At 62.9% G+C, this 26,034-nt stretch carries 22 protein-coding genes and 1 pseudogene; 14 read left to right on the forward strand and 9 right to left on the reverse strand.

Going from position 1 to position 26,034, the window contains the following annotated elements; genetic code table 11:
- Positions 1 to 56: 56 nt before the first annotated feature.
- The 4 genes from BJI47_RS15250 to ligA all read left to right on the forward strand — a co-directional run bounded on the left by BJI47_RS15250 (position 57) and on the right by ligA (position 5,595).
- The gene (locus BJI47_RS15250) at positions 57 to 1,295 is read left to right on the forward strand and encodes a cysteine desulfurase family protein (protein ID WP_088944480.1); all 1,239 of its coding nucleotides are present in this window, start codon (positions 57 to 59) and stop codon (positions 1,293 to 1,295) included.
- Positions 1,295 to 2,386 carry a tRNA 2-thiouridine(34) synthase MnmA gene (mnmA, locus tag BJI47_RS15255; RefSeq protein ID WP_088944481.1) on the forward strand — a complete coding sequence of 364 codons (1,092 nt, stop codon included), beginning with the start codon at positions 1,295 to 1,297 and terminating at the stop codon, positions 2,384 to 2,386. Before BJI47_RS15250 ends, mnmA begins: the two co-directional genes overlap by 1 nt.
- Complete coding sequence (locus tag BJI47_RS15260; protein ID WP_088944482.1) at positions 2,383 to 3,402, forward strand: methionine synthase; 1,020 nt, start codon at positions 2,383 to 2,385, stop codon at positions 3,400 to 3,402. The genes mnmA and BJI47_RS15260 overlap by 4 nt, the downstream gene beginning before the upstream one ends.
- A gap of 111 nt (positions 3,403 to 3,513) precedes the next feature.
- Positions 3,514 to 5,595 carry an NAD-dependent DNA ligase LigA gene (gene ligA / locus BJI47_RS15265; protein ID WP_088944668.1) on the forward strand — a complete coding sequence of 694 codons (2,082 nt, stop codon included), beginning with the start codon at positions 3,514 to 3,516 and terminating at the stop codon, positions 5,593 to 5,595.
- 11 nt (positions 5,596 to 5,606) lie between these two features.
- Here ligA and BJI47_RS15270 read toward each other — a convergent pair whose 3' ends face one another.
- A complete protein-coding gene (locus tag BJI47_RS15270) occupies positions 5,607 to 6,257 on the reverse strand; it encodes an amino acid-binding protein (protein ID WP_088944483.1) in 651 nt (216 codons plus the stop codon).
- Between the two features lie 274 nt (positions 6,258 to 6,531).
- Between BJI47_RS15270 and gatC the strand changes: the two genes are divergently transcribed.
- Positions 6,532 to 6,831: an Asp-tRNA(Asn)/Glu-tRNA(Gln) amidotransferase subunit GatC gene (gene gatC / locus BJI47_RS15275; RefSeq protein ID WP_088944484.1), complete on the forward strand. Its 300-nt coding sequence runs from the start codon at positions 6,532 to 6,534 to the stop codon at positions 6,829 to 6,831.
- Positions 6,828 to 8,300, forward strand: coding sequence for an Asp-tRNA(Asn)/Glu-tRNA(Gln) amidotransferase subunit GatA (gene gatA / locus BJI47_RS15280; RefSeq protein WP_088944485.1), 1,473 nt, complete (start codon positions 6,828 to 6,830; stop codon positions 8,298 to 8,300). The genes gatC and gatA overlap by 4 nt, the downstream gene beginning before the upstream one ends.
- Before the next feature lie 56 nt (positions 8,301 to 8,356).
- Here the strand turns inward: gatA and BJI47_RS15285 are convergent, their stop codons facing one another.
- Both BJI47_RS15285 and BJI47_RS15290 read right to left on the reverse strand, forming a co-directional pair.
- Positions 8,357 to 9,754, reverse strand: a complete 1,398-nt coding sequence (locus tag BJI47_RS15285) for an alpha/beta-hydrolase family protein (protein WP_088944486.1) — start codon at positions 9,752 to 9,754, stop codon at positions 8,357 to 8,359.
- Positions 9,751 to 10,431, reverse strand: a complete 681-nt coding sequence (locus tag BJI47_RS15290; RefSeq protein ID WP_125458735.1) for a phospholipase A2 — start codon at positions 10,429 to 10,431, stop codon at positions 9,751 to 9,753. Before BJI47_RS15290 ends, BJI47_RS15285 begins: the two co-directional genes overlap by 4 nt.
- A 281-nt stretch (positions 10,432 to 10,712) precedes the next feature.
- On the opposite strand from BJI47_RS15290, the gene BJI47_RS15300 reads away from it, so the two are divergent.
- The 5 genes from BJI47_RS15300 (at position 10,713) to BJI47_RS15320 (ending at position 16,450) form a co-directional block, all read left to right on the forward strand.
- Positions 10,713 to 11,834, forward strand: a complete 1,122-nt coding sequence (locus tag BJI47_RS15300; protein WP_088944669.1) for a sensor histidine kinase — start codon at positions 10,713 to 10,715, stop codon at positions 11,832 to 11,834.
- 10 nt (positions 11,835 to 11,844) lie between these two features.
- The gene (locus tag BJI47_RS15305) at positions 11,845 to 12,507 is read left to right on the forward strand and encodes a response regulator transcription factor (protein WP_088944489.1); all 663 of its coding nucleotides are present in this window, start codon (positions 11,845 to 11,847) and stop codon (positions 12,505 to 12,507) included.
- Between the two features lie 83 nt (positions 12,508 to 12,590).
- On the forward strand, positions 12,591 to 13,622 hold the full coding sequence (locus BJI47_RS15310) for an ATP-dependent 6-phosphofructokinase (RefSeq protein WP_088944670.1): 1,032 nt from the start codon (positions 12,591 to 12,593) through the stop codon (positions 13,620 to 13,622).
- 93 nt (positions 13,623 to 13,715) lie between these two features.
- Positions 13,716 to 15,221 (forward strand): Asp-tRNA(Asn)/Glu-tRNA(Gln) amidotransferase subunit GatB, encoded by a 1,506-nt coding sequence (gatB, locus tag BJI47_RS15315; protein ID WP_088944490.1) that lies wholly within the window; start codon positions 13,716 to 13,718, stop codon positions 15,219 to 15,221.
- Positions 15,222 to 15,235: 14 nt separating this feature from the next.
- Positions 15,236 to 16,450, forward strand: a complete 1,215-nt coding sequence (locus BJI47_RS15320; RefSeq protein WP_088944491.1) for a cation:proton antiporter — start codon at positions 15,236 to 15,238, stop codon at positions 16,448 to 16,450.
- Positions 16,451 to 16,551: 101 nt separating this feature from the next.
- On the opposite strand, the gene BJI47_RS15325 is transcribed toward BJI47_RS15320, so the two are convergent.
- The 4 genes and pseudogenes from BJI47_RS15325 to BJI47_RS15335 form a co-directional block, all read right to left on the reverse strand.
- Positions 16,552 to 17,175: a DUF6636 domain-containing protein gene (locus BJI47_RS15325; protein WP_254900619.1), complete on the reverse strand. Its 624-nt coding sequence runs from the start codon at positions 17,173 to 17,175 to the stop codon at positions 16,552 to 16,554.
- Positions 17,176 to 17,573: 398 nt separating this feature from the next.
- Entirely contained in the window at positions 17,574 to 18,170 is a 597-nt protein-coding gene (locus BJI47_RS15330) for a hypothetical protein (protein WP_125458736.1), read from the reverse strand.
- Between the two features lie 88 nt (positions 18,171 to 18,258).
- Positions 18,259 to 18,423: pseudogene (locus BJI47_RS25020) on the reverse strand (hypothetical protein); the annotation flags it as partial.
- A gap of 170 nt (positions 18,424 to 18,593) precedes the next feature.
- Entirely contained in the window at positions 18,594 to 19,718 is a 1,125-nt protein-coding gene (locus BJI47_RS15335; protein ID WP_088944672.1) for a sorbosone dehydrogenase family protein, read from the reverse strand.
- Between the two features lie 112 nt (positions 19,719 to 19,830).
- Between BJI47_RS15335 and BJI47_RS15340 the strand changes: the two genes are divergently transcribed.
- A complete protein-coding gene (locus BJI47_RS15340; RefSeq protein ID WP_088944493.1) occupies positions 19,831 to 20,844 on the forward strand; it encodes a DoxX family protein in 1,014 nt (337 codons plus the stop codon).
- Between the two features lie 68 nt (positions 20,845 to 20,912).
- On the opposite strand, the gene ilvD is transcribed toward BJI47_RS15340, so the two are convergent.
- Positions 20,913 to 22,754: a dihydroxy-acid dehydratase gene (gene ilvD / locus BJI47_RS15345; protein ID WP_088944494.1), complete on the reverse strand. Its 1,842-nt coding sequence runs from the start codon at positions 22,752 to 22,754 to the stop codon at positions 20,913 to 20,915.
- A 56-nt stretch (positions 22,755 to 22,810) separates the two neighbouring features.
- On the reverse strand, positions 22,811 to 23,314 hold the full coding sequence (locus BJI47_RS15350; RefSeq protein ID WP_176224878.1) for a PH domain-containing protein: 504 nt from the start codon (positions 23,312 to 23,314) through the stop codon (positions 22,811 to 22,813).
- 255 nt (positions 23,315 to 23,569) lie between these two features.
- Between BJI47_RS15350 and BJI47_RS15355 the strand changes: the two genes are divergently transcribed.
- Together BJI47_RS15355 and ilvN are read left to right on the forward strand one after the other, a co-directional pair.
- Entirely contained in the window at positions 23,570 to 25,519 is a 1,950-nt protein-coding gene (locus BJI47_RS15355; RefSeq protein WP_088944495.1) for an acetolactate synthase large subunit, read from the forward strand.
- The gene (gene ilvN, locus BJI47_RS15360; RefSeq protein ID WP_084348552.1) at positions 25,516 to 26,019 is read left to right on the forward strand and encodes an acetolactate synthase small subunit; all 504 of its coding nucleotides are present in this window, start codon (positions 25,516 to 25,518) and stop codon (positions 26,017 to 26,019) included. The genes BJI47_RS15355 and ilvN overlap by 4 nt, the downstream gene beginning before the upstream one ends.
- Positions 26,020 to 26,034 lie beyond the last annotated feature (15 nt).

Consider the following 26,034-nt stretch of genomic DNA (forward strand, 5'->3'; position numbering starts at 1 on the left):
GTCCAACTATCGCGTGCGAATAGCAACGGCGACGACCAGCTATCCTGGTAATCGTTATGCCCTCTGCCCGCAGTTCGGCTGCTATCAACTCGACGATTCCCCCCGTCTACCTCGACCACGCAGCGACGACACCGATGTCCGCCGCCGCGATCGAGGCGATGACTGCTGCTTTATCGACCGTCGGCAACGCGTCGTCCTTGCACGGCTCGGGCCGTGCGGCCAGGCGCCGCGTCGAGGAGTCGCGCGAGTCGATCGCTGCACACCTCGGTGCCCGGCCCTCGGAAGTGATTTTCACCTCAGGTGGCACCGAAAGCGACAACCTCGCTGTGAAGGGAATCTTCACGGCCCGACGTGACGAGGATTCCCGTCGGACCAGGATCATCGCCGCATCCGTGGAGCACCACGCCGTGCTCGATGCGGTGGAATGGCTCGTCGCGCACGAGGGCGCTCAGGTGACGTGGCTGCCGGTCGACGCGTCGGGATGCGTGCATCCCGACGTATTGCGCGCCGAACTCGACGTGAACGCGAGCGAGACCGCGTTGGTCACCGTCATGTGGGCGAACAACGAAGTCGGCACCGTCATGCCGATTCACGCTCTCGCGAGTGTTGCTCGCGAATTCGATGTGCCGATGCACAGCGACGCCATTCAGGCAGTTCCGCATCTGCAGGTCGACTTCGCCGCCAGCGGGCTTTCCGCGCTCAGTATTGCTGCCCACAAGTTCGGTGGCCCGCAAGGCGTCGGAGCGTTACTGCTGGGCCGGACCGTTCCCTGCGTTCCGCTGCTGCACGGTGGCGGCCACGAACGTGACGTTCGATCGGGCACGCACGACACAGCGTCGATCGTCGCCATGGCTGCAGCGTTGCGGGATGCCGTCGACAATCGTGAGCGGCGACACGAAGAGCTGTCCCGGCTGCGCGATCGCATGATCGACGGAGTCCGCGCCATCGATCCCGAGGTGATCGTCAACGGCGCCGCAGGTGAAGGTGGCCTGGCAGGGATCGCGCATTTCACTTTCCCTGGTTGCGAGGGAGATTCGCTGTTGATGTTGCTCGATGCCGCTGGGATCGAATGCTCGACGGGGTCTGCGTGCACGGCAGGCGTTGCAAGCGCCAGCCATGTGTTGATAGCGATGGGAGCGGACCCGGCGACTGCGCGGGGGTCGTTGCGGTTCTCGTTGGGAGCCGGTTCTTCCAACAGTGACATCGACGCCCTCTTGGCGGCGCTGCCTCAGGTAATCGAACGTGCCCGCGCTGCGGGACTTGCGAGCGTAGGAGCTCGGGGAGGACATCGCTGATGCGTGTTTTGGCAGCAATGAGTGGCGGAGTCGATTCGGCGGTGGCGGCTGCGCGGGCAGTCGACGAGGGACACGATGTCGTCGGTGTACATCTGGCGTTGTCCAGCGAGCCCGGGACGCTTCGTACCGGCTCACGTGGGTGCTGCTCCAAGGAGGACGCCGGTGACGCACGCCGCGCTGCGGACGTCCTCGGTATCCCGTTCTACGTCTGGGATTTTGCCGACCGCTTCAAAGAAGACGTCATCGACGATTTCATCGAATCCTATGCCGCGGGCGAGACTCCCAATCCATGCTTGCGCTGCAACGAGAAGATCAAGTTCTCCGCGCTGGCCGACCGTGCACTGGCACTCGGGTTCGACGCCGTCGCCACCGGTCACTATGCGCAATTGCACGATGGTGTCCTGCGTCGAGCGGTCGATGCCGACAAGGACCAGTCGTATGTACTCGCCGTTCTCACCGAGAGCCAGCTCTCTCGTGCGATGTTCCCGATCGGCGACACACCGAAGTCCGAGATCCGCGCCGAAGCGGCCGAGCGGGGACTCGCCGTCGCCGACAAGCCGGACAGTCACGACATCTGCTTCATTCCGTCGGGAGACACACGAGCATTCCTCGGTGCCACGATCGGTATCCGGCCGGGCAAGGTAGTCGACGCCGACACTGGCGCCGAGCTGGCCGACCACGACGGCATACATGGATTCACCATCGGGCAGCGCAAGGGCCTGGGTGTCGAGGGACCTGCAGCAGACGGGAAGCCCCGCTACGTGACGGCGATCGAAGCCGAGAGTGGCAACGTGATCGTCGGCTCGGCAAGTCGTCTGGATGTGTGGGCTATCACCGGTGAGCGTGCAGTGTGGACTCAGGGGACCGCTCCGGTCGGGCCGATCGAGTGCGTTGTGCAGGTTCGTGCGCACGGCGGGTTGACCGACGCTGTAGCCGAGGCCACCGCCGACGGAGGCATGGACATCACTCTTCGTGCACCGCTCACTGGCGTTGCCCGGGGACAGGCTGCCGTTCTGTATCGCCGGGATATGGAGGGAGACATCGTGATCGGGAGCTCCACGATATCCGGCACTCGTTCCGAGAACGTGTGACCGCGGGCGTTTTCAGCTCCCTCTCGACCGGTATCGGATCGTGGCCCGGCGTCGACGTTCGTGAGGCCTGTGCCGTTGTGCTCGGGGAGCTGCCGGTTCTGCCTCATCTCGTAGAACTTCCTGCCCGTGGTATCGGCGCCGACATGATCGGGCGTACTGGTGCCATCATGGCGGACATCGAGCTGGATGTCCGAACTTCGGGTTACCGTGTCGCTCAGCGTAAGTCGCTCACCGGACGGCGTGCTGCGGACCTACTGCGCGAGGATCTCGATGTTCTCGAAGAGCTTTGGGAGACGGGCGGTTTCGCGTCCTCTGACCGCCGGTTGAAAATTCAGGTCGCCGGCCCGTTCACCATGGCTGCGCAGGTGGAGCTTCGGTCGGCCCATCGCGTGCTGACCGACCGTGGCGCGGTGCGCGACTTTGCCGGATCGCTGGCAGAGGGTGTCCGGCAACACTGTGCGGAGATATCCTCGCGCCTCGGTGTAGAGGTAGTCGTCCAACTCGACGAACCGAGTCTGCCTGCGGTGCTGGAAGGTTCACTGAGTGGAGTGACGATGCTGGATTCGGTGCGCGCCATGCCCGAGCCCGACGCGTTGGATCTGCTCGACACCGTCATCGCTGGTATCGGCCTCCCGGTTGCCGTCCACTGTTGCGCTCCTGCCGCTCCGCTAGAGCTGATTCGTCGCAGTGACGCGCAGGCTGCGGCAATCGACGTCTCCTTGCTGCGATCACGCGATCTCGATGCTGTGGGTGAGTTTCTGCAGGCGGGAAAGACGCTGATGTTGGGATTGGTACCCGGTGTCGCCCCGGATCGGACGCCGAAGTGGCGTGAGGTGGCGACACCTGCGGTGACGCTCGTCGACCGGCTCGGATTCCCGCGGTCCGTGCTCGCGACACAGATCTCCGTGGTGCCTGCGTGCGGTCTGGCGGAGGCGACGCCCGACTGGGCTCGCACTGCACTGGCTTTGGCGAAGGACGTCGCAGACGCCTTTCAGGATGCGCCCGACTCCCTGTAACGCTTTCGGTGCGTCATCGGTGTCGGTCGGGTCCGTTAATCTTTCGGTGTGGACGAAACGACTGCTGTACCGAGTTCTGCTGCCGAGCGTTCGATCGACAATCCGTCAGGGATGTCGGCGGGTACTCCTGCCTCGGGCGCCGATCGTGAACGGTGGCAGGCCTTGGCCGAGGAAGTTCGAGGCCACCAGTTTCGTTACTACGTCCGTGATTCGCCGGTCATCTCCGACGGTGAATTCGATGTTCTGCTGCGAGAACTGACCGAGCTCGAGCAAGCGCATCCAGATCTCCGTACTCCAGATTCGCCGACGCAACTGGTCGGCGGAGGATTCGCCACCGACTTCACGGCAGTCGATCATCCCGAGCGAATGTTGAGTCTGGACAACGTCTTCGACTACGACGAACTTCGTACCTGGGCAAAACGGGTCGAGGCCGAAGCCGGAGCCGATCTGCACTACCTGACCGAAGTGAAGATCGACGGTGTTGCGCTCGATCTGGTCTACGAGAACGGAAAGTTGGTTCGCGGCGCCACCCGCGGTGACGGTCGTACCGGCGAGGACGTCACCCTCAACGCTCGAACGATCGAGGACATACCGGAGATTCTCGTGGCCACCGCGGACCACCCGGTGCCGGCGTTCCTCGAGGTCCGCGGCGAAGTCTTCTTTCGTCTCGAGGACTTTCGGGCGCTCAATGCATCGCTGGTCGAAGAAGGTAAGCCGCCCTTCGCCAATCCTCGAAATTCCGCTGCCGGCTCCTTGCGGCAGAAGAATCCGGCTATCACTTCCAAGCGTCGGCTGGGGATGATCTGCCACGGCCTCGGACGAATGGAAGGCTTCTCACCCGATTCGCAATTGCACGCGTACGAGGCTCTGAAGGCCTGGGGGTTGCCTGTCTCCATTCATACGACACGCGTACAGGGGATCGACGCTGTCGTGGAGAGAGTGGCCTACTGGGACGAGCACCGGCACGACGTCGAACACGAAGTCGACGGGCTCGTCGTCAAGATCGACGACATGGGTCTGCATCGCAGACTCGGTACTACTTCACGTGCGCCGAGATGGGCGATTGCGTTCAAGTATCCGCCAGAGGAGGTCACCACGACGCTCCTCGACATCAAGGTGAGCGTCGGCCGAACCGGTCGGGTCACTCCGTTCGCCTACATGAAACCGGTGCTGGTCGCCGGATCGACCGTGTCGTTGGCGACCTTGCACAACGGTTCCGAGGTCAAGCGCAAAGGCATCTTGATCGGGGATACCGTCGTGATCCGTAAGGCGGGCGAGGTCATTCCCGAGGTGCTCGGCCCCGTGGTCGATGCTCGCACTGGTGACGAAACCGAGTTCGTCATGCCGACACACTGCCCCGAGTGCAGCACGCTTCTCGCGCCCGCCAAAGAGGGTGATGCCGACCTTCGGTGTCCCAACTCTCAGTTCTGCCCCGGCCAACGACGCGAACGGTTGTTCTTCGTCGCCGAGCGTGGCCGTTTCGACATCGAAGGTCTGGGATACGAGGCCGCGTCGGATTTGCTCGCGGCGGAGGTGGTTCTCGACGAGGGAGACATCTTCTCGTTGACGGAAGTGGACCTGCTGAAGACTCCGATCTTCCGAACCAAGGCGGGCCTGTTGTCCGCCAACGGGCGCAGGCTGTTGGACAATCTCGATTCCGCGAAAGATCGTCCGCTGTGGCGGGTGCTGGTGAGCCTGTCGATCCGACACGTAGGCCCGTCGGCCGCGCGAGCGCTGGCAGGTGAGTTCGGCAGCCTCGACCGGATAGAGGCCGCCTCCCAAGCAGAATTGGCAGCTGTCGACGGCGTCGGCAACACGATCGCGACGGCGGTGTCGGAATGGTTCTCGGTGCCCTGGCATCGCGAGATCGTCGACAAATGGCGTGCGGCAGGTGTGCGGATGGAAGACGAACGAGACTCCTCGATAGTGCGCAACCTCGAAGGACTCTCGATCGTCGTGACCGGATCGCTCGAGAAGTACTCGCGCGACGAGGCAAAGGAAGCGATCCTCGTTCGCGGTGGCAAGGCGGCCGGCTCGGTGTCGAAGAAGACCGCATTCGTCGTTGTCGGAGAGTCGCCGGGAACCAAACACGACAAGGCCGTCGAACTGGGAGTGCCCGTGTTGGACGAAGCGGGGTTCACGACGCTGCTCACCGAGGGGCCCGACGCCCTCCGGTCGGCCGAACCGGAGTAAGACGGACCGATCTAGTTCAGAACAGTGGCGACAATGCCGGCCAGGTATCCGAGGCGGGCTACTTCCGACGGTCTGAATTCGGGTCCGCCTGGGCGTCCCAGCATCAATACTGTCCCGGTTGAGCCCAGCGGCGCGGCAGCCAGTGTCGTGTCCATATCTCGCCACACCTTGGGGACCCAATCGGCATCGCCGTCGAGGCTTGCCGGACGTGTGAGCGGCATCCACGGCATCTCGGTGGCGTGGGTTTCGGGCGCGCCCGAACTGCCGACGACTCGAAACGATCCATGCTTGTTCGTCGCTACCACGACGCTCCACCCGACCCGCAATACCCGTGGTGCGCCGTCGACCAGTACCTGAAGTCGATCGTCGGACGCTGCTGCGACGCGGTCGATGAGTTCGAGTTCACGGTGGGTGTCCAGCACTCCGGTGTACGGCCTGATGGAGTCCACTCGGACATCGGCCACATTCTCCGAGGCAGTGATCAACGTGTCCGGCAGGGAACCGGGCGCGACTTCCACTACTAGGTCGTCCACCGCGTAGCCGTCGCCCCGTTCGATCACGTCGAGAGAGAGGATGTCCGCGCCCACGGAACCCAACGCGACTGCGAGTGCACCGAGACTGCCTGGTCGATCGGGCAGTTGGACTCGGAGCAGGTATGACATGTCGCAGCCTTTCGGTGGCGTGTGGCGGAAGAGTTCGGAGCCGTCAGCTATCCGAACTTAACCGACCCGATGCGCCGCGTCTGCGCAGCGCCGCGCGCAATCCTTGCATTGTCTTGGATATGAGGTCGAACTGCAGCCCCGCGTGTAACCAGGACGACATATACCGCGGAGAGTGAACGCTGAATGCGGCGACTGGATGGTCAGCTACTACGCTTGCACACGGTCGCGTACCTGTGCGGCTTGCTACTCGACATGTGTGAAAGGGGTCTACGCGGTGCCTGATATCTCCCGCGACGAGGTGGCTCACCTCGCCCGGCTGTCCCGGCTGGCTCTCAGCGAAGCCGAACTGGACGAGTTCGCCGGCCAGCTGGATTCGATTCTTCACTACGTGAAGACGGTCGCGGAGGTTGCAGCGGACGACGTCCCACCGACGGCCAATCCCAGTGCTATCACCAACGTGACGCGACCGGACGTGATCGCGCCGGGTCTTACCCCCGAGCAAGCGTTGTCGAGCGCGCCCAACGCAGAGGGGAATCGGTTCGCCGTCCCGCAGATTCTGGGAGAGAACGAATGACCGATCTGACTGCCCTCGACGCCTCCGAACTGGCATCGCGTATTCACTCTCGTGAAGTCTCGGCAGTGGAGGTGACGCAGGCTCACCTGGACCGCATCGACAAGGTCGACGGCGAGTTCCACGCATTCCTTCATGTCGCCGGAGCCGGTGCCTTGGTATCCGCCAAAGAGGTCGATGCTTCGCTCGCCGCCGGGGATGCACCCGCATCCGCACTCGCCGGGGTGCCTCTTGCGCTCAAGGATGTCTTCACCACGACCGACATGCCGACGACGGCTGCGTCGAAAATCCTAGAGGGATGGATCTCTCCCTACGATTCGACGGTCACCTCCAAGCTTCGGGCCGCGGGGATCCCACTGTTGGGCAAGACCAACATGGACGAATTCGCGATGGGCTCGTCCACCGAGAACTCGGCCTACGGGCCGACCAAGAACCCGTGGGACACCACGCGTATCCCAGGTGGCTCCGGAGGCGGAAGCGCGGCGGCACTGGCCTCGTACCAAGCCCCGCTCGCCATAGGCACCGATACCGGCGGTTCGATTCGTCAGCCCGCTGCCCTTACCGGCACCGTCGGCACCAAGCCGACGTACGGCACGGTATCTCGCTATGGGCTCATCGCCTGTGCGTCCTCGCTCGATCAGGGTGGCCCCTGCGGGCGCACGGTTCTGGACACCGCGTTGCTGCACGAGGTCATCGCCGGGCACGACCCACGCGATTCCACCTCGGTCGACACCGTTGTGCCGTCGGTCGTCGCGGCAGCACGCGAAGGTGCCCGAGGGGACCTTTCCGGTGTTCGCGTCGGCGTCGTGAAGGAATTGCACTCCGAGAGTTATCAATCCGGTGTCATCTCCTCTTTCGATGCCGCCGTTGCAACGTTGACCGGTCTCGGTGCCGAGGTGGTCGAGGTGTCGTGCCCCAATTTCGTGCATGCCCTCGCCGCGTACTACCTGATTCTGCCTTCCGAGGTGTCCTCGAACCTTGCCCGTTTCGACGGTATGCGTTACGGCGCCCGCGCCGGTGACGACGGAAGTAACAGTGCCGATCAGGTCATGGCCATCACGCGCGCCGAAGGATTCGGCGCAGAAGTCAAGCGTCGCATCATGATCGGTACCTACGCGTTGTCCGCCGGCTATTACGACGAGTATTACGGCCAGGCACTCAAGGTCCGCACGCTCATTGCGCGCGACTTCGACGCCGCCTACGAGAAGGTGGACGTCCTGCTGTCGCCGACGACGCCGACGACAGCGTTCCCGTTGGGGGACAAGGTGAACGATCCGATCGCGATGTACCTCAACGATCTGTGCACGTTGCCGACCAACCTTGCCGGCCACTGTGCAATGTCCGTGCCTTCGGGTCTGGCGTCCGAGGATGGGCTGCCTGTCGGCTTGCAGATCATGGCACCGGCATTCGCCGACGATCGCCTCTACCGGGTCGGTGCGGCATACGAGGTTGCTCGCGGCCCGCTGAAGTAGCGAACGGGGGGACCTCGGCGCCGCGGCTCGACTGCAATTCGGTCGATGCTGATCGCTCAGCACGCGGGCATCGAGGTTCCCTGGTCGGTGCCGTATCGGTGGCCATGCCCAGCAGGCACGCCGAGTGCGGAGAACAGGTCCACTGTCGTCTGGACGAAGCTGACGCCCGGTATCCATTGCGGTATCGGTGCGTCGCGACGGGCGGAGCTCAGATCTGGTTTCGATCCGACGAGCTCGGTGGACCACCAGATGACCGGGTCGGATGTGTTCGCCATCATTGTCGCGTTTCCGGGGACAACCTCGTGCGCAGGTGGGCCTGCCCACAGCGCTCCACACAGTGTGGTCGGCGTAGTAGTTCCCTCGAGTACGGCTGCGGCCGAACTGCCTCCGATTGCCCCGAGGCTTTGGCCGTAGAGATAGAGGTTCGGCCGCGCGTCGAGCGGTACCTCGCCGATACGGCGCGATACCGCCTCGAGCAATGCCGTCGCGGACGCCTTGGCAAGCGGTTGTGCGAAAAGAAATGTAGCCCAACTGGGTTCATGTGAATACTGGGCCGCGACGGTAGCGACGTCCCCGGCGAACCGTGTTTCGAGTCCGGTCACGGCATTTTCGTCGATCCACCCGGAACCGGTCGGTACAGCTACGACGATGTGTGAGCGGTCGAATCCACCTGTGCGGTCGAGTTCGCGTACTGCCAACTCGGCGCGTGCTTCGGCGTCGGTCGACTCTTGGAGCCCGATGTAGGCGCGTACGGTCGAAAGATCGGTACCGCCTGCGGCGAAAATGCGGCCTTCACGGCCCAGATCGTTCCAGGTGATCAGCGATGCGGCACTGCCGGAGCGAGAAGGCGACTTCGGAATCGACAGGGAAGTGTCGACGAGAGAATTCGCTACAGCGGACCGTTCGGCAAGGCCGGAGAAGGCCATCGGTACCGCGATGAAGTGGGCGCCGATCAGGAGGACTGTCAGCATGACAATCGCTTTCACTCGTCCAAGGCGTAGAAATCCGCGAGTGGTCGCGAGAAAGAGCACGATCAGAATCGCCGAGACGGAGACCGAACCGCACACTATTTCGATCCAATGCCACCGGCTTGCTGCAGGCATGCCCATGGACGAGCGCAGGAAGCTTTGCCACCGCGCGGCGGCAACTCCTGCGACAGCTACCGCGACAACACTTGCCGCAGCCGACACACGTCGGGCTCCTAACCGCGGGGCGATCGGCACGAGTCGGCGGAGAAATCGGTGGAGTCCAGCCGACAGTCCGAGGCCGAGGGCCGCCAGGACTCCAGTGACCATTGCTTGTGTCAGCGACGACCTGGGCAGAAGTCCCGGGGCAAGCGATACGGCAACCATGCCTCCGACGATCAGCGACGTCGCGACGCGAGGAACTTCGAGTCGGGTCTCGGGCGCAGTTTGAAGTGCAGCAGTGGGGCGTAAGCGAACGGACGTGGTCATGATGACACTGCCTGGCGGGCGTGACGAGAAGGGTAGAGCGACAAGGCACCCAGCGCCGCGGCCGACAATGCTGTAACGACAGTGCCGGCAAGCAGGAACGGTAGTGCAGGTTCCGGAATGGGTGTCCCGTCGTGCTGACGCCATGAGTTCAAACGAACCGAGGAAGCCGCAACCTCGGCCATACCGTCGCACACTGCACGAGAAAGAACTTCGGTCCGCTGTGCACACGCGGCGTGCATATCTGCCGCGAGCATCGAATCGAGACTTCGTCGCGCAGAGGCGGGAAGCCTGTTGCCGTGAATCGCGCCGTGGCGTAGTAGATCGTAGCCGAGATCATGTGCTGCACAGGAAGATTCAAACTCCTCGGGCAGCGGTATCGGCGACGAGCAGCTCCCAGTGGGATTCACCAGCAAGTCATGTTCGATGGTAGGGGAGTAACCGAAGTCGCCGACGAAGTCGGGAGGCACTTTCGATGCCGCGTCGGACGCGTCATGCATGATCAGTGCCTCGATGGCAATCGAGGTTTCGGTACGCACCGTCGATCCGGATGGAGCGTCGGCACTCGCCTCGGGTACCGAGAACGCCACGGTCGCAGCTAATGCTGCGCACACCGCCGCCACCGTTGCCAGGTGGTTCGTTCGTCTTGTTTCGCTGGGCGTTCCGGCCGTTTGCTTCATGGTCAGGACGCTATGAACGGGTTGTGCCAGGTGTCCTCGCCCTGCGGTGCTGGTTCTGCCCGACACCGACACCTGGATGTCGACGCTGCGCTGATACCTAGGGGTTGGTGTCTTCTCACTCCTCAGTACGATGACTTTTCGGGTCAGGGTTCCTAGTGTTCACACCTGTGGGCAGAAAAATACTCTTCAGAACGCGCCGGACGAACGGCGCACGGACGGGCGCCGTTGCGCGCGTCGTTTCCTATATCGGTCCGATTCGACTGGTGGATATCGCGATCGTGATGATCACTGCCGTTCTCTATGCGGTGGCGTGGCCGACGCTCGCTCTCACCCATCAGGTTCCAGCCCCGATCATGCCGATCGTCGCGGCGCTCGCTGCGTTTCCGTTCGTCGTGGTTCGCACGAATCCAGCACTGGGGTGGGCTGTTTCGGCGGGCTCCGGATTGATCATCCCGGTCGCGTTCTCGCTGCAGCCGGGATGGGAGTATCCCTGGCAGGTCGTGCACATCATCGTTTTGCTGACTCTCCTGTTCGCGGTGAGCTTGCGATGTGCAGTGCCGATCGTGGCGGTCGCCTGGGTGTCGACCGTGTTGCTGTTCGTTGCCGACATGCCCGGATCCGACGGGATCGGCTGGGCGGTGGGCCTGACGGCGATTACGATCTTCGGCCTGCTGATCCGCTGGCTGATCCTCTCGCGGCGACAACTGGCGAAGCAAGAGGAAGTAAGTGATCTCGAGCGGACACGGCGCACAGTGCTGGAAGAGAAAGCCAAGATCGCACGCGACCTGCACGACGTGGTTGCTCACCACATGTCGCTGGTGGTCGTTCAAGCCCAGACCGCACCTTTTCGTCTCGACGATGTATCACTCTCGGCTGCAGCTGAATTCGATGCGATCGGCGCCACCGCACGCGAGGCGCTCAACGAAATACGCGGAATGCTCGGGGTACTTCGAAGCGATGGGGAACAAGCGGCGGATGCGCCGCAACCTGGAGCGGCCGACGTCGAATCACTGCTGGAAGGCAGCCTCCGCGCAGGGGTCCGATTGAGCTGGACATCGACCGGTGACCCGACGGTCATGTCGGATGCAGCAGGTCTTGCGCTGTACCGCACCATGCAGGAATCGCTGTCCAATGTGGCCAGGCATGCCCCTGGGGCGGAAGTCCGAGTGCGGCTTACCTACGACCAGGACCCGGTATCGATGGAGGTCGTCAACGGACCTGCACCTGGCATAGGGCCTGTGGTGATCGAATCGGGCACCGGCGGACATGGTGTGCGCGGTATGCGCGATCGCGCGATGGCCGCCTCGGGGTGGCTGGATACAAGGATTCTCCCCGACGGCGGATTCGAAGTAGTCGCGCGGTTGCCGCCACGCGTCACTCCAGCGGCAGACAGGTCGGCATAGGGTGTCGCCTGTGGTCATCACCGTTTTCATCGCCGACGATCAGGCCATGGTTCGGCAAGGATTCGGCGCGCTTCTAGCCGCGCAGCCCGACATCAGCGTCGTCGGCGACGCAGACAACGGCGCTACCGCGGTCACCGAAGTCGAACGTCTGAGACCCGACGTCGTCTTGATGGATGTGCGGATGCCGCAGATGAACGGATTGGAGGCGGCCCGGGCGATCCTGCGCGGCTCGCACGACCCACCGGTGCGCGTCCTTATGTTGACGACCTTCGATATCGACGATTACGTGTACGAGGCACTCACTATCGGTGCGAGCGGTTTCATGCTCAAGGATGCGCCTGCCGAGGAGTTGATCCGCGGCGTTCGTGTCGTCGCGGCCGGTCAGGCTCTGTTGGCGCCGTCGGTTACGAGGCGACTCATCGCGGACGTGACCAAGAAGCGTGGTTCGCTGCGATCACAGCCGGCGAAGTTGGCCGTCCTCACACCCCGCGAACGCGAAGTGCTCGAACTGATCGCGCAGGGCCTGTCCAATGTCGAAACTGCCGAAGCGCTTTTCGTGGCGGAGCAGACCGTCATGACGCACATCGGCAAAGTTCTCGGCAAACTCCACTTGCGCGATCGAGCCCAAGCAGTCGTGCTCGCCTACGAAACTGGAGTCGTCATACCCGGCTGATGTTGCCCATCGTGCTGCCGAAGCGGAAACGAACCGGCAAGATTACGGTGGACGGTATGGATTCGAGGAGAGGCGAGAACGCTATGCGCATCGGAGTTCTGACCGGCGGTGGTGATTGCCCAGGTCTCAATGCGGTGATCAGAGCTGTGGTGCGCACCGCAGATGCGCGATACGGATCGACAGTCGTGGGATTTCAGGACGGATGGCGTGGCCTGCTCGAGAATCGGCGCGTCCAACTCCGCAACGACGACCGGAACGATCGGCTGCTGACCAAGGGCGGCACGATGCTCGGAACAGCACGTACCAATCCCGACGTGCTTCGGGCCGGGCTCGACAGAATCAAGGAAACGCTCGAGGACAACGGAATCGATGTCCTCATCCCGATCGGTGGTGAGGGCACTTTGACTGCCGCGCACTGGTTGTCGGAGGAAGGCGTACCCGTCGTCGGGGTGCCGAAGACCATCGACAACGACATCGACTGCACCGACGTCACATTCGGGTTCGACACTGCTCTGACGATCGCCACCGATGCCATCGACCGGCTACACAGCACCGCGGAGTCCCATCAGCGGGTCATGCTCGTGGAAGTAATGGGCCGTCACGCCGGTTGGATCGCGCTGCATGCAGGTCTCGCGTCGGGATCTCACATGACGCTGATCCCCGAGCATCCCTTCGATGTCGACGAGGTCTGCGATTTGGTTCGCAGGCGCTTTCAGCGCGGTGATTCGCATTTCATCTGTGTCGTCGCCGAGGGCGCCAAGCCGAAAGAAGGATCGATGTCGTTGCTCGACGGCGGCATCGACGAGTTCGGACACGTCAAGTTCACCGGTGTTGCCCACCAACTGGGCCAGGAGATCGAGCGTCGGATCAACAAGGAAGTGCGCACCACGGTCCTGGGGCATGTGCAGCGCGGCGGCACACCCACTCCATACGACCGGGTGCTGGCGACAAGATTCGGGGTCAACGCTGTCGACGCTGCTCATGCAGGCGATTTCGGCCAGATGGTGTCCGCGCGTGGCACCGAAATCGGTCTCGTATCGCTTGCCGAGGCGGTCAAGCAACTCAAACGAGTGCCCGAGAGTCGGTACATCGATGCCGCGGCGTTCTTCGGATAGAGCACCGTCTGTTCGTGTTCATACCTCACTGCCCGATCGTGATGGGCACCCGTGGTTACTCGCGCGATGTTCCGAGCGCATAAACTCCTGTCCATGACTGCTGCCATGGTCGATCTGATCGATTACGACGACGTGCTCGCCCGTTTCGACCCCGTACTGGGTATGGAGGTCCACGTCGAGTTGGGCACAGCTACCAAGATGTTCTGCGGATGCCCGACGGCGTTCGGCGCCGAGCCGAACACTCAGGTGTGCCCGGTGTGTCTGAGTCTTCCGGGTGCGTTGCCCGTCGTGAACGAGGCGGCCGTGGAATCTGCAATTCGCATAGGGCTGGCCTTGAACTGCTCGATCACGCCGTGGGGAAGATTTGCGCGCAAGAACTACTTCTACCCCGATCAGCCGAAGAACTACCAGATCTCCCAGTACGACGAGCCGATCGCGACCGAGGGCTACCTCGACGTGTTGCTCGACGACGGCAGCACCTTCCGCGTCGAGATCGAGCGTGCCCATATGGAAGAGGACACCGGAAAGTCCACTCACGTCGGCGGCGCCACCGGCCGGATCGAAGGGGCGAGTCACTCGCTGCTCGATTACAACCGTGCCGGAGTTCCGCTGGTCGAAATCGTCACCAAGACCATCACCGGCACCGGCGCCCGTGCACCAGAGGTCGCTCGCGCGTACGTGACCGCGCTGCGCGATCTGCTGAAGTCGCTCGAGGTGTCGGACGTCCGGATGGATCAGGGCTCGCTCCGGTGCGATGCGAACGTATCGCTCATGGAGAAGACTGCAACCGAGTTCGGCACCCGCACCGAGACCAAGAACGTCAACTCGCTCAAGAGCGTGGAGGTGGCGGTTCGCTACGAGATGCGTCGTCAGGCCGCCGTGCTGGTTGCTGGTGGCGAGATCACCCAGGAAACTCGTCACTTCCAGGAGGTGGACGGAACAACGACCAAGGGGCGCAAGAAGGAGACTGCCGAGGACTACCGGTATTTCCCGGAGCCGGACTTGGCGCCCGTCGCGCCGGATGCTGCGTGGGTCGAGGAACTGCGCGGCACACTTCCGGAGTTGCCGTGGTTGCGCCGAGCGAGGATCCAGGCCGACTGGGGTGTCTCCGACGAAGAGATGCGGGACCTCGTCAATTCCGGCGCACTCGAACTCGTGGCTGCGACCGTCGACGCCGGGGCGCCACCGCAGGCCGCGCGTTCGTGGTGGGTCTCTTACTTGAGCCAGCAGGCCAACATCGCCGGTATCGAATTGGGCGCACTCGCGATCACACCCGCTCAGGTGGCCGAGGTCGCCGCGCTCGTCGAAGACGGCAAGGTCAACAACAACGGCGCTCGTCAAATCGTCGACGGTGTTCTGGCCGGCGAAGGTGAACCTGCGGCAGTCATGGCCGCCCGCGGCCTCGTCATGGAGAAGGACGAGGGGAAGCTTCAGGCAGCGGTGGACGAAGCTCTGGCAGCGAATCCCGGTGTCGCGGACAAAATTCGCAGCGGCAAGGTGCAGGCTGCTGGTGCAATCGTCGGCGCTGTCATGAAAGCGACTCGGGGCCAGGCCGATGCGGCTCGGGTGAAGGAACTGGTACTTCAAGCCTGCAGCTGAGTTAGAGTCGGCCCATGCCGTCGGCGGGTGCATCGCTCTTCTGGATCTCACTGATCGCGGTGCTGGCGCCGCTCGTCGCAGGGTTCGTGCCGCGGCGATTACTGCCGGAAGTCGTCCTTCTGTTGGTGTTCGGAATGCTGGTGGGCCCAAACGTACTCGGCCTCGCCGTCGACGGCGCCGAAGTGGACTTATTGCGCGAACTGGGCCTCGGCATGTTGTTTCTTCTCGCAGGTTTCGAGATCGACGTCTCCGAAATCACCGGGCGCGGGGGCCGTCGAGCGCTGGCTACGTGGCTGGTGTGCCTCGTCGCAGCATTCGGAGCGGTATTTCTGCTCGGACAATCGGGTGTGGTCACCGCGGAAATCGCGGTGGCCATCGCATTGACCTCGACGGCTCTCGGGACATTGCTGCCGATCCTCAAAGACGGTGGTCTACAGAACACACCGCTTGGACGCACTGTGATCAATCATGGAGCGATCGGCGAGCTCGGTCCCGTGATCGCGATGGCCGTTTTGCTCGGCTCACGTGGTGACGTGAAGTCGATCCTGATTCTCGCGCTGTTCGTCGCTGCAGCCGTCGCCGTCGGTTTCATCCCGGCGCGGTTGCTCCGCGAAGGCTCCGATCTACTGGCGGTGATTCGGCGAGGCGCAGGCACCACCGCGCAGACGACGGTACGTCTGACGATGCTGCTGCTCATCACATTGACCGCCATCGCGACGATCTTCGGACTCGACATCATCCTCGGTGCCTTCGCCGCCGGATTCATTCTGCGGCGGGTCGTCCCGAGCGGCGATGAACAGCTCGAGACCAAACTCGAGGGCTTGGCATTCGGGTTCCTGATCCCGGTCTTCTTCGTGACCTCAGGAATGTCGATCGACATCGGTGCGGTGCTCGCGGAACCTGGAATTCTCCTTGCGTTTCTGGCTCTTCTCGTCCTGATTCGGGGTGTTCCGGTTTTCATCGCAACCAGGTTGGATCGACAGGAGAATTTCACCACCCGTGAGCAGTTCCGCGTCGCGCTCTACGCGACGACCGGCCTGCCACTCATCGTCGCGGTCACCGGTGTAGCTGTCGACGCGGGGGAGATGTCCACGGCCAGTGCCTCGATACTCGTTGCGGCAGGCGCCATTACAGTGTTGGCGCTCCCAATGATCGCGACCCTCCTCGCCTCGGATCCTCCGCAGCTAGACCAGTCGGCCCACGAGGTGCACCCCCGAGAACCCTCCTGACGCCATCGACGCGGGCGGTGTCGACGATCATGAGGTCCAGGTTTTGAGGTGCTCGGCAGCCGTGCCGTCGTTACCGAGTGATATACACCGATTGCTGCCGGTCAGAACCAGGGTGCTGATTCGGCGGACAGTTCGAAGCCGTGACCGTTGCCGGTTGTGCATCCCATTCCGCTCCGGCGGGACACACAGGTGTATCCACCGGTAGTAACGGACTGGCCGTACTCCAAGACTGTGGGGTGTTCGGTAGTGAATACACCCTGGTTGAAGCACGATGGCTCCACGCTGTCTGGATGCAGGAAGAAGCCCTTGCTCAACTGTTCGACGGTGAAGGTGGGATTGACGCAGTTCGCTCCGTCCGGAACAGGTGCATCGCGGGCTTGGCATCCGGAACCATAGGTTCCTTCGGAGATGCGGCACCAGATGTTGCCCGACGGCGATACCCACGCTATTCCGTATCCGTCGGCGGACAGCGAGGCCGGATCGACCGCGAGCACATCATTATTGGGGTCAGTGCCGTTGGTGTTCGTCGCCTCGACGGGCTCAGGATTCGTCGTGACCGTCAGTGCGGGTGTCGATATCGGCGTGTCCGTCCCGTTCGAACCGTCAGCGGCTGTGCATCCGGTGAGCATCGCGATGGCAGCGGCAACCGCCGCAGCAATCGATACGTGCGCGCGGGTCTTGAACAACGAAATCCGTCGTGTCCGCTGGTCCGCGGGTTTGTTCATGAACGAAACCTTAGCCCGGGAACGGTGCACATTTCGAAGACTGCGCATCCGCCATTCACAGTGGCATTTCTCCGGATTCGATCGCGTTGCGTCCGTACGGGTATCGATCGAGTATGGAAACCCTTGTCGCGGTTTGTTGCAAATATCGACGAGGGCTGGCTGCACTGGGAATTTCCGTAGACCTGCAACATGTCTAACCTGACACTGTCTCGGCAACGAACGATGGCGAAACACCTGAATTGGCGCATAACTATCCAAAAGAAGATGTTCGGGTCGACGCCCGGAAACCGGTGGCAGTTTCACCCCAATCCGGAATTGCCCAACGGAATTCCCAAGCACATGTCGTGACAGGCAACTGGCCACAGATCACCCGACAGAATGTCTGCGGAGGCCTCCATTCATCGACGGTCAACTGCGATATTCAATACCAGTCCGACATCCATCCGATGGGTGTACCCACTGCGCATTTCGCCGCGGTTGAACCACCTTGGACTTCGCGTCACAGCCCGCAGAATGTCCGAACCCTCGATTGGCTCCCAGCCTTGGCCTTCGACTTCCTGGTATGTCTGCGATCGGATCTTGATTCCGATGACGAGACCGATGGTCAACGGTATTGCGTTCGGAGTTGAGCCTCCGAGCAGTGTTCCTGACAGCACGCCGCGTATGTCACCGGTCAGAAGTCCATCAGGATCCTGTGGGGCGTTCATCCAATACGCGACAGTCCCTCCGGATTTGAGAGTCCGGCATTCGGGTACCCAAGTCGGATTTCGAGGGAAAGGCCCGGCGTAGAGCTCGTCTACGCTGCGAAAGCTCAACTTCCAAGCGGCTTTGAGGCCGACAACTGGCGGTGGTGCTGCTCCGTCTTCGATGTCCAGGTTGTCGATGTCAACGATCAAGACATCGACCATTGATTCGACGGGTGTTGGGTCGGTGAAGCGATGCATCGATTGTGTCCCGTGCACTCGGAGGAACCGACGGACGAAGACGTCGGGCACGGGATTACCTTGCCCTCCAGGTTACCCGGTTCGTGGTCGACACCGTCCGGCTAGGGATCTTCTTTCGGTGTCTCACCGAAGCGCTGCCTCAGAACCGGACGAATCTGGGGCTGTCGCTGAGCGGGTCTTGTTCACCGTCATGCCGAGGTCCGGCCCAGAACCACAGGAGCGCATCGAAAACGGGAACTGCGAGTACGAAAAGGCACCACCACACCTTGCCGTCACGGCGCGGATGCTCGGTGCGAAGTATCGATACGCACGCAACTCACGCAAGCAGAAAACAAGCCAATACTGTTGCAGTCCAGGCCAAATGGAACGCCAGCGACAATGTGGGATTGATGTGGTCATTCATCGCTGACGTACTCCTTCCGACAAGTAGGTCGATGTGGACTGCCGCGTTGAGCAGCGCGCACAGGAAGAGGGCTAGTCGAACCCGCCGCCGCCGGCCGGAATGGGAATCTTGACTACCCGGTCGTCGTTGGCGCCGGGGGCGTCGCCGTTCTTGTTGACGGTCCCCGCCCAGATCTGACCGTCCGGAGCCATTGCCGCGCCGTTGAGTTGGCCGTATCGATCCTGAACGAGCAGTGTCGGAGCCGCGGTGACCGAGCCGGTGTCCTGATCGGTGGCGAGCACTGCCATCGCGCGGGCAGTGGTCAGTGACACCGCCACGGTTCCGGGTCCGGCCGCGCATCCCGCGACGCCGGGGCGGTCGGGCCACGTCCAGACCGGCGAGATCACAGTACCGAGCGGATCGATGCGCTGCAGTCGATCCTCGACGGCTGTGCGATCGGTGACCCAGATGCTGCCCGTCGGATCCAGGCACACGTCTCCTGCTGTTCCGATTCCGCTGAGCGCGACCTGAGGCGGGGGCTGCGTCGGCGACGGTGTGAGGGACTCGACACGTAGAAGCTTCCCGGCCAAAGACGCGGGATTGGTTGCCGCAGAAGGGTTTCCCGCATCTCCGGTCAAGACGAGCAGTTGGTTCGGGCTGTAGAAGTCGAGGGCACCGCGATTGCCTTGGCTCCCTTTGGGAATGCCGGTGAGCACCGCCTTGGGTGTGTCGCCGACTGCGATTCGTACGACGCGGTTGTCCGAACCGGTAGTGATGTAGGCGTAGATCAGCCCGTCCTCGGCGTAGGTGGGGGACAGGGCGAGATCGAGAAGTCCTCCGTCGCCTTGGGCATCGACGTCGATCTGTGCGATCTGGATTGGAGACTGCCCCGCAGTCACCTGCATGATCCGTCCTGTGCGACGCTCGGCCACCAAAGCGGACATCCCGCCCGGCAACACCACGAGACCCCCCGTCGAGTCCAAGCAAGTAGCGACGACGTTGGGGTCTGGATCCACGCAAGGCCCCGCTGGCGGCACCTGCCCGCCGGGCTGCGTCGAGGTCGGGGGTGCATCGGGATCCACCGGGTTTATCTCCGCCGCACCGAACGACGGTTCCGGGCTGAAGGGTGTCGACGCCGACTCGTCGAAGCGCGCGCATCCAGTTGCGATCACTGCCGTCACCGCAAGGATGGCTGCTGCAGTTCGGGTCGGCTTCATCGTCTGAAGGGTACCCAAAAGCGAGAGGGCCATCGCGCGGCGTCCGCATTTGTGCCGCCGCGCGGAGTCGAATGAGCCTGGATCGGCGACGCGGCGATCTAGTGTTGAGCCTGTGACCGACAAGCCTCGTGACTCCGACGCATCCGACACCGGCTACGAACCGGCGCCGAGCCCGTACGACCAACCGACCGAACAGCTGACGCCGACGACTCGGTCGACCCCGACCCCGCCGGCGTCATCCGCTGATTCCGGTAGCAGTGGATCGGCCAGCAGTGGATCGGCCAGCAGTGGATCGAACAGCAGCGGATCGAACAGCAGTGGATCGAACAGCAGTGGATCGGATCGGATGCCGCGTACCGAAGAGGACCTGGACTTCGGCGAGCGCGGCTCCGGGTCGTACCCGACCGAGCAGATACCGTCGTTTCGGCCGTCCAAGTACGACGAGCCGATCGCCCCGGATTCGCGATACGGCGCCGGGTCTCACTCGGAGCAGCCGACGGAGTTCATCGAAACACCGGCGGCCAAAACTCATAGGAGTGGTGTTGCCGAGGTGGCCGCGCCAGTCCCCGAGCCGATCACTCGGACCGAAACCGTCGAGATTCCTGCGCGAAGAGGAACGACAGATCTCGGTTTGCTCCTACTCAGGCTGGCGGTAGGCGGAATTTTTCTGGTCCACGGGCTGCAGAAGCTTATCGGCCTGTGGAACGGTCCGGGTCTCGACGGTTTCCGCACACTTCTCGAGGACTCCGGCTACGAGCAGGCCAATCTCTTGGCCATCGCCGGCGCAATCGGTGAGACGGCAGGCGGTGCGCTATTGATCCTCGGCTTGGCGACGCCGTTCGCCGGGGCTGCGGTACTCGCTGTCGCCATCAACGCGTGGTGTTTCAAGCAGGCCGCAGAGCCTGGCCTCGCATTCTTCGCGCCGGACGGTGTGGAATACGAAACTTTGCTCGGTGTTGCAGCGGCGGCGATCATTTTGACCGGCCCGGGCAAGATCGCCCTCGACGGTCGTCGAGGCTGGGCAACGCGTCCGCGCTTCGGTTCGTTCATCGCGCTCGTAGTCGGCATCGCAGGCGGCGTGTGCTTGTGGATTTTCCTGAACGGTGCCAACCCTCTGGTCCAGTAGATTTTTCAACAGCGAAGGGCCCGGATGCGCATCGAGCGCAACCGGGCCCTTCACTGGTTTTTCAGTACTCAGGGTACGTATCGAACAGCACCCTTGTCGGCAGAAGTGGCCAGGGCTGCGTAGGCGCGCAATGCTGTGGTGACCGTTCGCTGCCGGTCCACCGGCTGCCAAGGCCGTTCGGACGCATTCATTTTCGCTCTTCGCTCTTCGAGAACCTCGGCGTCGACGAGTATTTCCAGTGTGCGCGTAGGGACGTCGATGCGTACCTGGTCCCCATCTCGAACCAATCCGATGACGCCTCCGGCCGCTGCCTCCGGCGAGATGTGTCCGATGGACAATCCGGATGTTCCGCCGGAGAATCTTCCGTCGGTGATCAAGGCGCAGACCTTGCCGAGGCCGGCTCCCTTCAGGAATGCGGTCGGGTGCAGCATCTCCTGCATTCCCGGGCCGCCCTTGGGGCCTTCGTAACGTACGACGAGGACATCTCCTGGCTTGATCTTCTTCTGGAGGATCGCCGAGACCGCCTCTTCCTGCGACTCCACGACCAGCGCCGGGCCCTGGAAGGTAAACAGTTCTTCGTCGATTCCCGCCGTTTTCAGGATTGCGCCGTCGAGGGCGACATTTCCACGTAGGACCACCAGACCGCCCTCGACGGTGTAAGCGTGTTCCTTGTCACGAATACATCCTCCGGCCGCGTCGGTATCGAGCGAAGACCAGCGGTTGTCGGTCGAGAACGGTTCCACGGTGCGTACTCCACCCGGCGCGGCGTGGAACAACTCGATCGCCTCGTCCGAGGCGACACCCGAACGAATGTCCCAGGTGTCGAGCCACTCTTCGAAACTCTTGGTGTGGACGGTGGATACATCGGTTTCCAGCAGTCCGGCACGTCGCAGTTCGCCGAGCAACGCCGGAATTCCGCCCGCCCGGTGCACGTCTTCCATGTGGTAATCCGAGTTGGGGGAGACCTTTGCCAGACAAGGCACCTTGCGGCTGATGTCGTCGATGGTGTCCAGATCGAAGTCGACCTCGCCTTCCTGCGCAGCAGCGAGCGTATGCAGAACGGTGTTGGTCGACCCGCCCATCGCGACGTCGAGAGCCATCGCGTTTCGGAAAGCCGCCGGAGTGGCGATGTTGCGGGGTAGGACCGAGGAGTCCTCGTCGCGGTAATACTTCAGCGCTGCTTCGACGATGGTGGTTCCGGCACGGGTGAACAGCGTGCGCCGCGCCGAATGCGTGGCCAGCGTCGAGCCGTTTCCGGGCAGAGCGAGGCCGAGCGCCTCGGTGAGGCAGTTCATCGAATTGGCAGTGAACATCCCCGAGCAGGATCCACAGGTCGGGCAAGCGCTGCGCTCGATCTCGTCGAGGCCGTCCTCGGACACAGCATCGTTGGCCGATGCCGAGATAGCGGTGATCAGGTCCGTCGGAGCTTGCGCGACGCCATCGACGACGACGGCCTTTCCTGCTTCCATCGGCCCGCCGGAGACGAAGACTGCTGGAATGTTGAGGCGCATGGCGGCATTGAGCATTCCAGGGGTGATCTTGTCGCAGTTCGAGATGCAGACGAGTGCGTCGGCGGTGTGCGCATTCGCCATGTACTCGACGGAGTCGGCGATGATCTCGCGGCTGGGCAGCGAATACAGCATGCCGCCGTGACCCATCGCGATTCCGTCGTCGACGGCGATGGTGTGAAATTCACGGGGCACTCCGCCTGCGGCACGGATGGCGTCCGCGACGATCTCACCGACGTTCTTCAGATGGACGTGGCCGGGCACGAACTGCGTGTAGGAATTGGCGATCGCCACGATCGGTTTGCCGAAGTCGGAGTCCGTCATTCCTGTTGCGCGCCACAGCGAGCGAGCGCCCGCAGCGTTGCGTCCGACAGTGGTTACTCGTGACCGTAGCGGGGGCATGTCTTCGATTCCTCAATCTCGGAGCGGTTTATCGCGCCGTCGAGATTACTCCCGTGCTAGGAGGGGTCAGTCTCTGGAGCGATGTCCGGGGCTTGGTCGGGATCCTGGGCATCGCTCGCGGCATCGGCTCGGGCCGAGGCATAGGGGTCGGTGATTCGACCACCGCTCGCGGCCGCCAACTGGGGTAGCCGATCGAACCGGACGAGGGGTAGTGACTTCTCGGTCTTGTCGGTCAGGACAACGCGTGCCCAGCGCCGGTCGGGAAAGTGGATTCCTCGAACTCGGTCCCATTCGATGAACTCCGAACCCACGATCCGACGCACCGCGAGGCCTTGCTCGCTTACGGTCGTGCGGACTCGGAGGACCCAGATGGCTACCGCGATGGGCACGAGGAACAGCCAGCCCAACGCGGCCGGCCAACTCGCGGCCGGGAACGACACGCCGAACAGAAGAAGGACAACGCCCACCAACGCGAGCTTGGGGAGTCGGATGACCTGCGGAGACGGATCAGGGGTGTGGGATGATGAGTCCGGTGGTTCGGACTGCTGCGAGGATGACACCCCTTCATCTTCGCATTGCAACTGCGCGATCTCACATAATGGGATTGCGTCGTGACGAGTTTGACTCTTCCCTATGCGCGCGCCTACCGTCGAGCACGTGAAGCGGAATTGGATACTCGTAATCGGCTGGCGCGTCAACGCCTGAGCCGGTTGTTCAAACTCGCATCGACGCGCCACCCTCGTACAGCTACTGCTGACGGGGGTTTTTTCTTGCCCAGAGATCGCCCAGAACTCGAAAATCCTGAGGAAGCAGCAGTGAGCGCACCAACCGCACGCCCAGGGCCCACGACTCGTAAGTCGGGCACAGTCAACAGCTCGTCGACGTCCGAAACGCCGACGGCCGGACCCATCGACGGATCGCGTCGTCACATCGCGCCCGAGAAGGTGACCGGCGCACAGTCCGTCGTCCGAGCGCTCGAAGAACTCGACGTCGACACTGTCTTCGGCATTCCGGGAGGAGCGGTACTGCCCGTATACGACCCACTCTTCGATTCGAAGAAGGTTCGACACGTCCTGGTTCGCCATGAGCAAGGCGCCGGACATGCCGCGACCGGTTATGCGCAAGCCACCGGCCGTGTCGGCGTGTGCATGGCGACCTCCGGCCCCGGAGCGACCAACCTTGTCACTCCGCTCGCCGACGCGCAGATGGACTCGGTCCCGATCGTTGCGATCACCGGTCAGGTCGCCCGGTCTCTCATCGGTACCGATGGTTTCCAGGAAGCCGACATCTCGGGCATCACGATGCCGGTGACCAAGCACAACTTCTTGATCACCGACGGCGCCGACATCCCCCGCATCATGGCCGAGGCGTTCTATCTCGCTGCCTCGGGACGTCCCGGTGCTGTGCTCGTCGATATCCCGAAAGACGTGCTCCAGGCGCAGACCACCTTCTCGTGGCCGCCGGAGATGCGTCTGCCCGGCTACCGACCGGTCACCAAGCCGCACGGGAAGCAGGTTCGCGAGGCGGCACGCTACATCGCTGACGCCAAGCAGCCGGTCCTCTACGTCGGCGGCGGCGTCATCAAGTCCAACAGCTCCGCCGAACTGCTCGAGCTCGCCGAGCTGACCGGGATCCCCGTCGTCACGACGCTCATGGCCAGGGGAGCGTTCCCGGACAGCCATCAGCTCAATCTCGGTATGCCCGGAATGCACGGGACAGTCGCTGCCGTCGCTGCGCTGCAGCGCAGCGATCTACTCATCACTCTCGGCGCGCGCTTCGACGACCGCGTCACCGGGCAGTTGTCCACGTTCGCCACCAACGCGAAGGTCATCCACGCCGACATCGATCCGGCCGAGATCGGTAAGAACCGCTACGCCGACGTCCCGATCGTGGGCGACTGCAAAGAGGTCATCACCGAACTCATCGAGGCCATCCGCGCGGACCTGGCGACCGGAACCACACTGGATCTCGCCGACTGGTGGGTCTATCTCGATGACATCCGCAAGACTTACCCGTTGAGCTACGACCGTCCGAGCGACGGCGCGATGTCGCCTGAGTTCGTCATCTCCTCGGTCGGTAAGTTCGCCGGACCGGATGCGATCTACTGTGCAGGAGTGGGCCAGCATCAGATGTGGGCTGCCCAGTTCATCAAGTACGAGAAGCCGCGCACGTGGCTGAACTCTGGTGGACTCGGAACCATGGGTTACGCGGTGCCCGCCGCGATGGGCGCCAAGATGGGATTGCCCGACGCCGAGGTGTGGGCGATCGACGGTGACGGCTGCTTCCAGATGACCAATCAGGAACTCGCTACCTGCGCAGTCGAAGGCATCCCCATCAAGGTTGCGGTCATCAACAACGGCAACCTGGGCATGGTGCGCCAGTGGCAGACCTTGTTCTACGAGGAGCGGTACTCCAACACGAACCTGGGTACGCACGGCGCCAAGCGCATCCCGGACTTCGTCATGCTCGCCGAAGCGCTTGGGTGTGTCGGACTGCGGTGCGAGCGGGAAGAGGATGTCGAGGACGTGATCGCACAGGCCCGCGCGATCAACGACCGTCCAGTTGTCATCGACTTCATCGTCGGTGCCGACGCGCAGGTGTGGCCGATGGTCGCCGCCGGCACCGGAAACGACGAGATCATGGCGGCCCGCGGAATCCGGCCGCTGTTCGACGACGACGAGGCTGCAGGCGCTGAGCCTGCTGTGATCGAAGAAGCTATGGCACGCGAACAGGCGCACGGCGAAGCGAAAGGCACCGACAAGTGAGCACGAGCCATACCCTCAGCGTTCTCGTCGAGGACAAGCCAGGCGTCCTCGCCCGAGTTGCGGCATTGTTCTCGCGACGTGGATTCAACATCTCCTCGCTCGCCGTGGGTGGGACGGAGATTCCCGAGATTTCGCGGATGACGATCGTGGTCACTGTCGACGAGTTCCCGCTGGAGCAGGTGACCAAGCAGCTCAACAAGCTCATCAACGTCATCAAGATCGTCGAGCAGGACGACGATTCTTCGGTGGCCCGCGAACTCGTACTGATCAAGGTGCGAGCGGATTCGAGCGTGCGCAGCGAAGTCATCGAGACCGTGAACCTGTTTCGTGCCAAGGTTATCGACGTGTCGCCCGAGGCAGTCACGGTCGAAGCAACGGGTACGAGGTCGAAACTCGATGCGTTGCTCAAGATGTTGGACCCCTATGGAATTCGAGAAATAGTCCAGTCGGGAGTCGTTGCCGTCGGACGTGGACCGAAATCGATCACCGCGTCGCGCTAGCGACCGCAGTGACGT

Origin of the sequence: Rhodococcus sp. 1168, from assembly GCF_002091955.1 — a bacterium.
Lineage (GTDB): Bacteria > Actinomycetota > Actinomycetes > Mycobacteriales > Mycobacteriaceae > Rhodococcoides.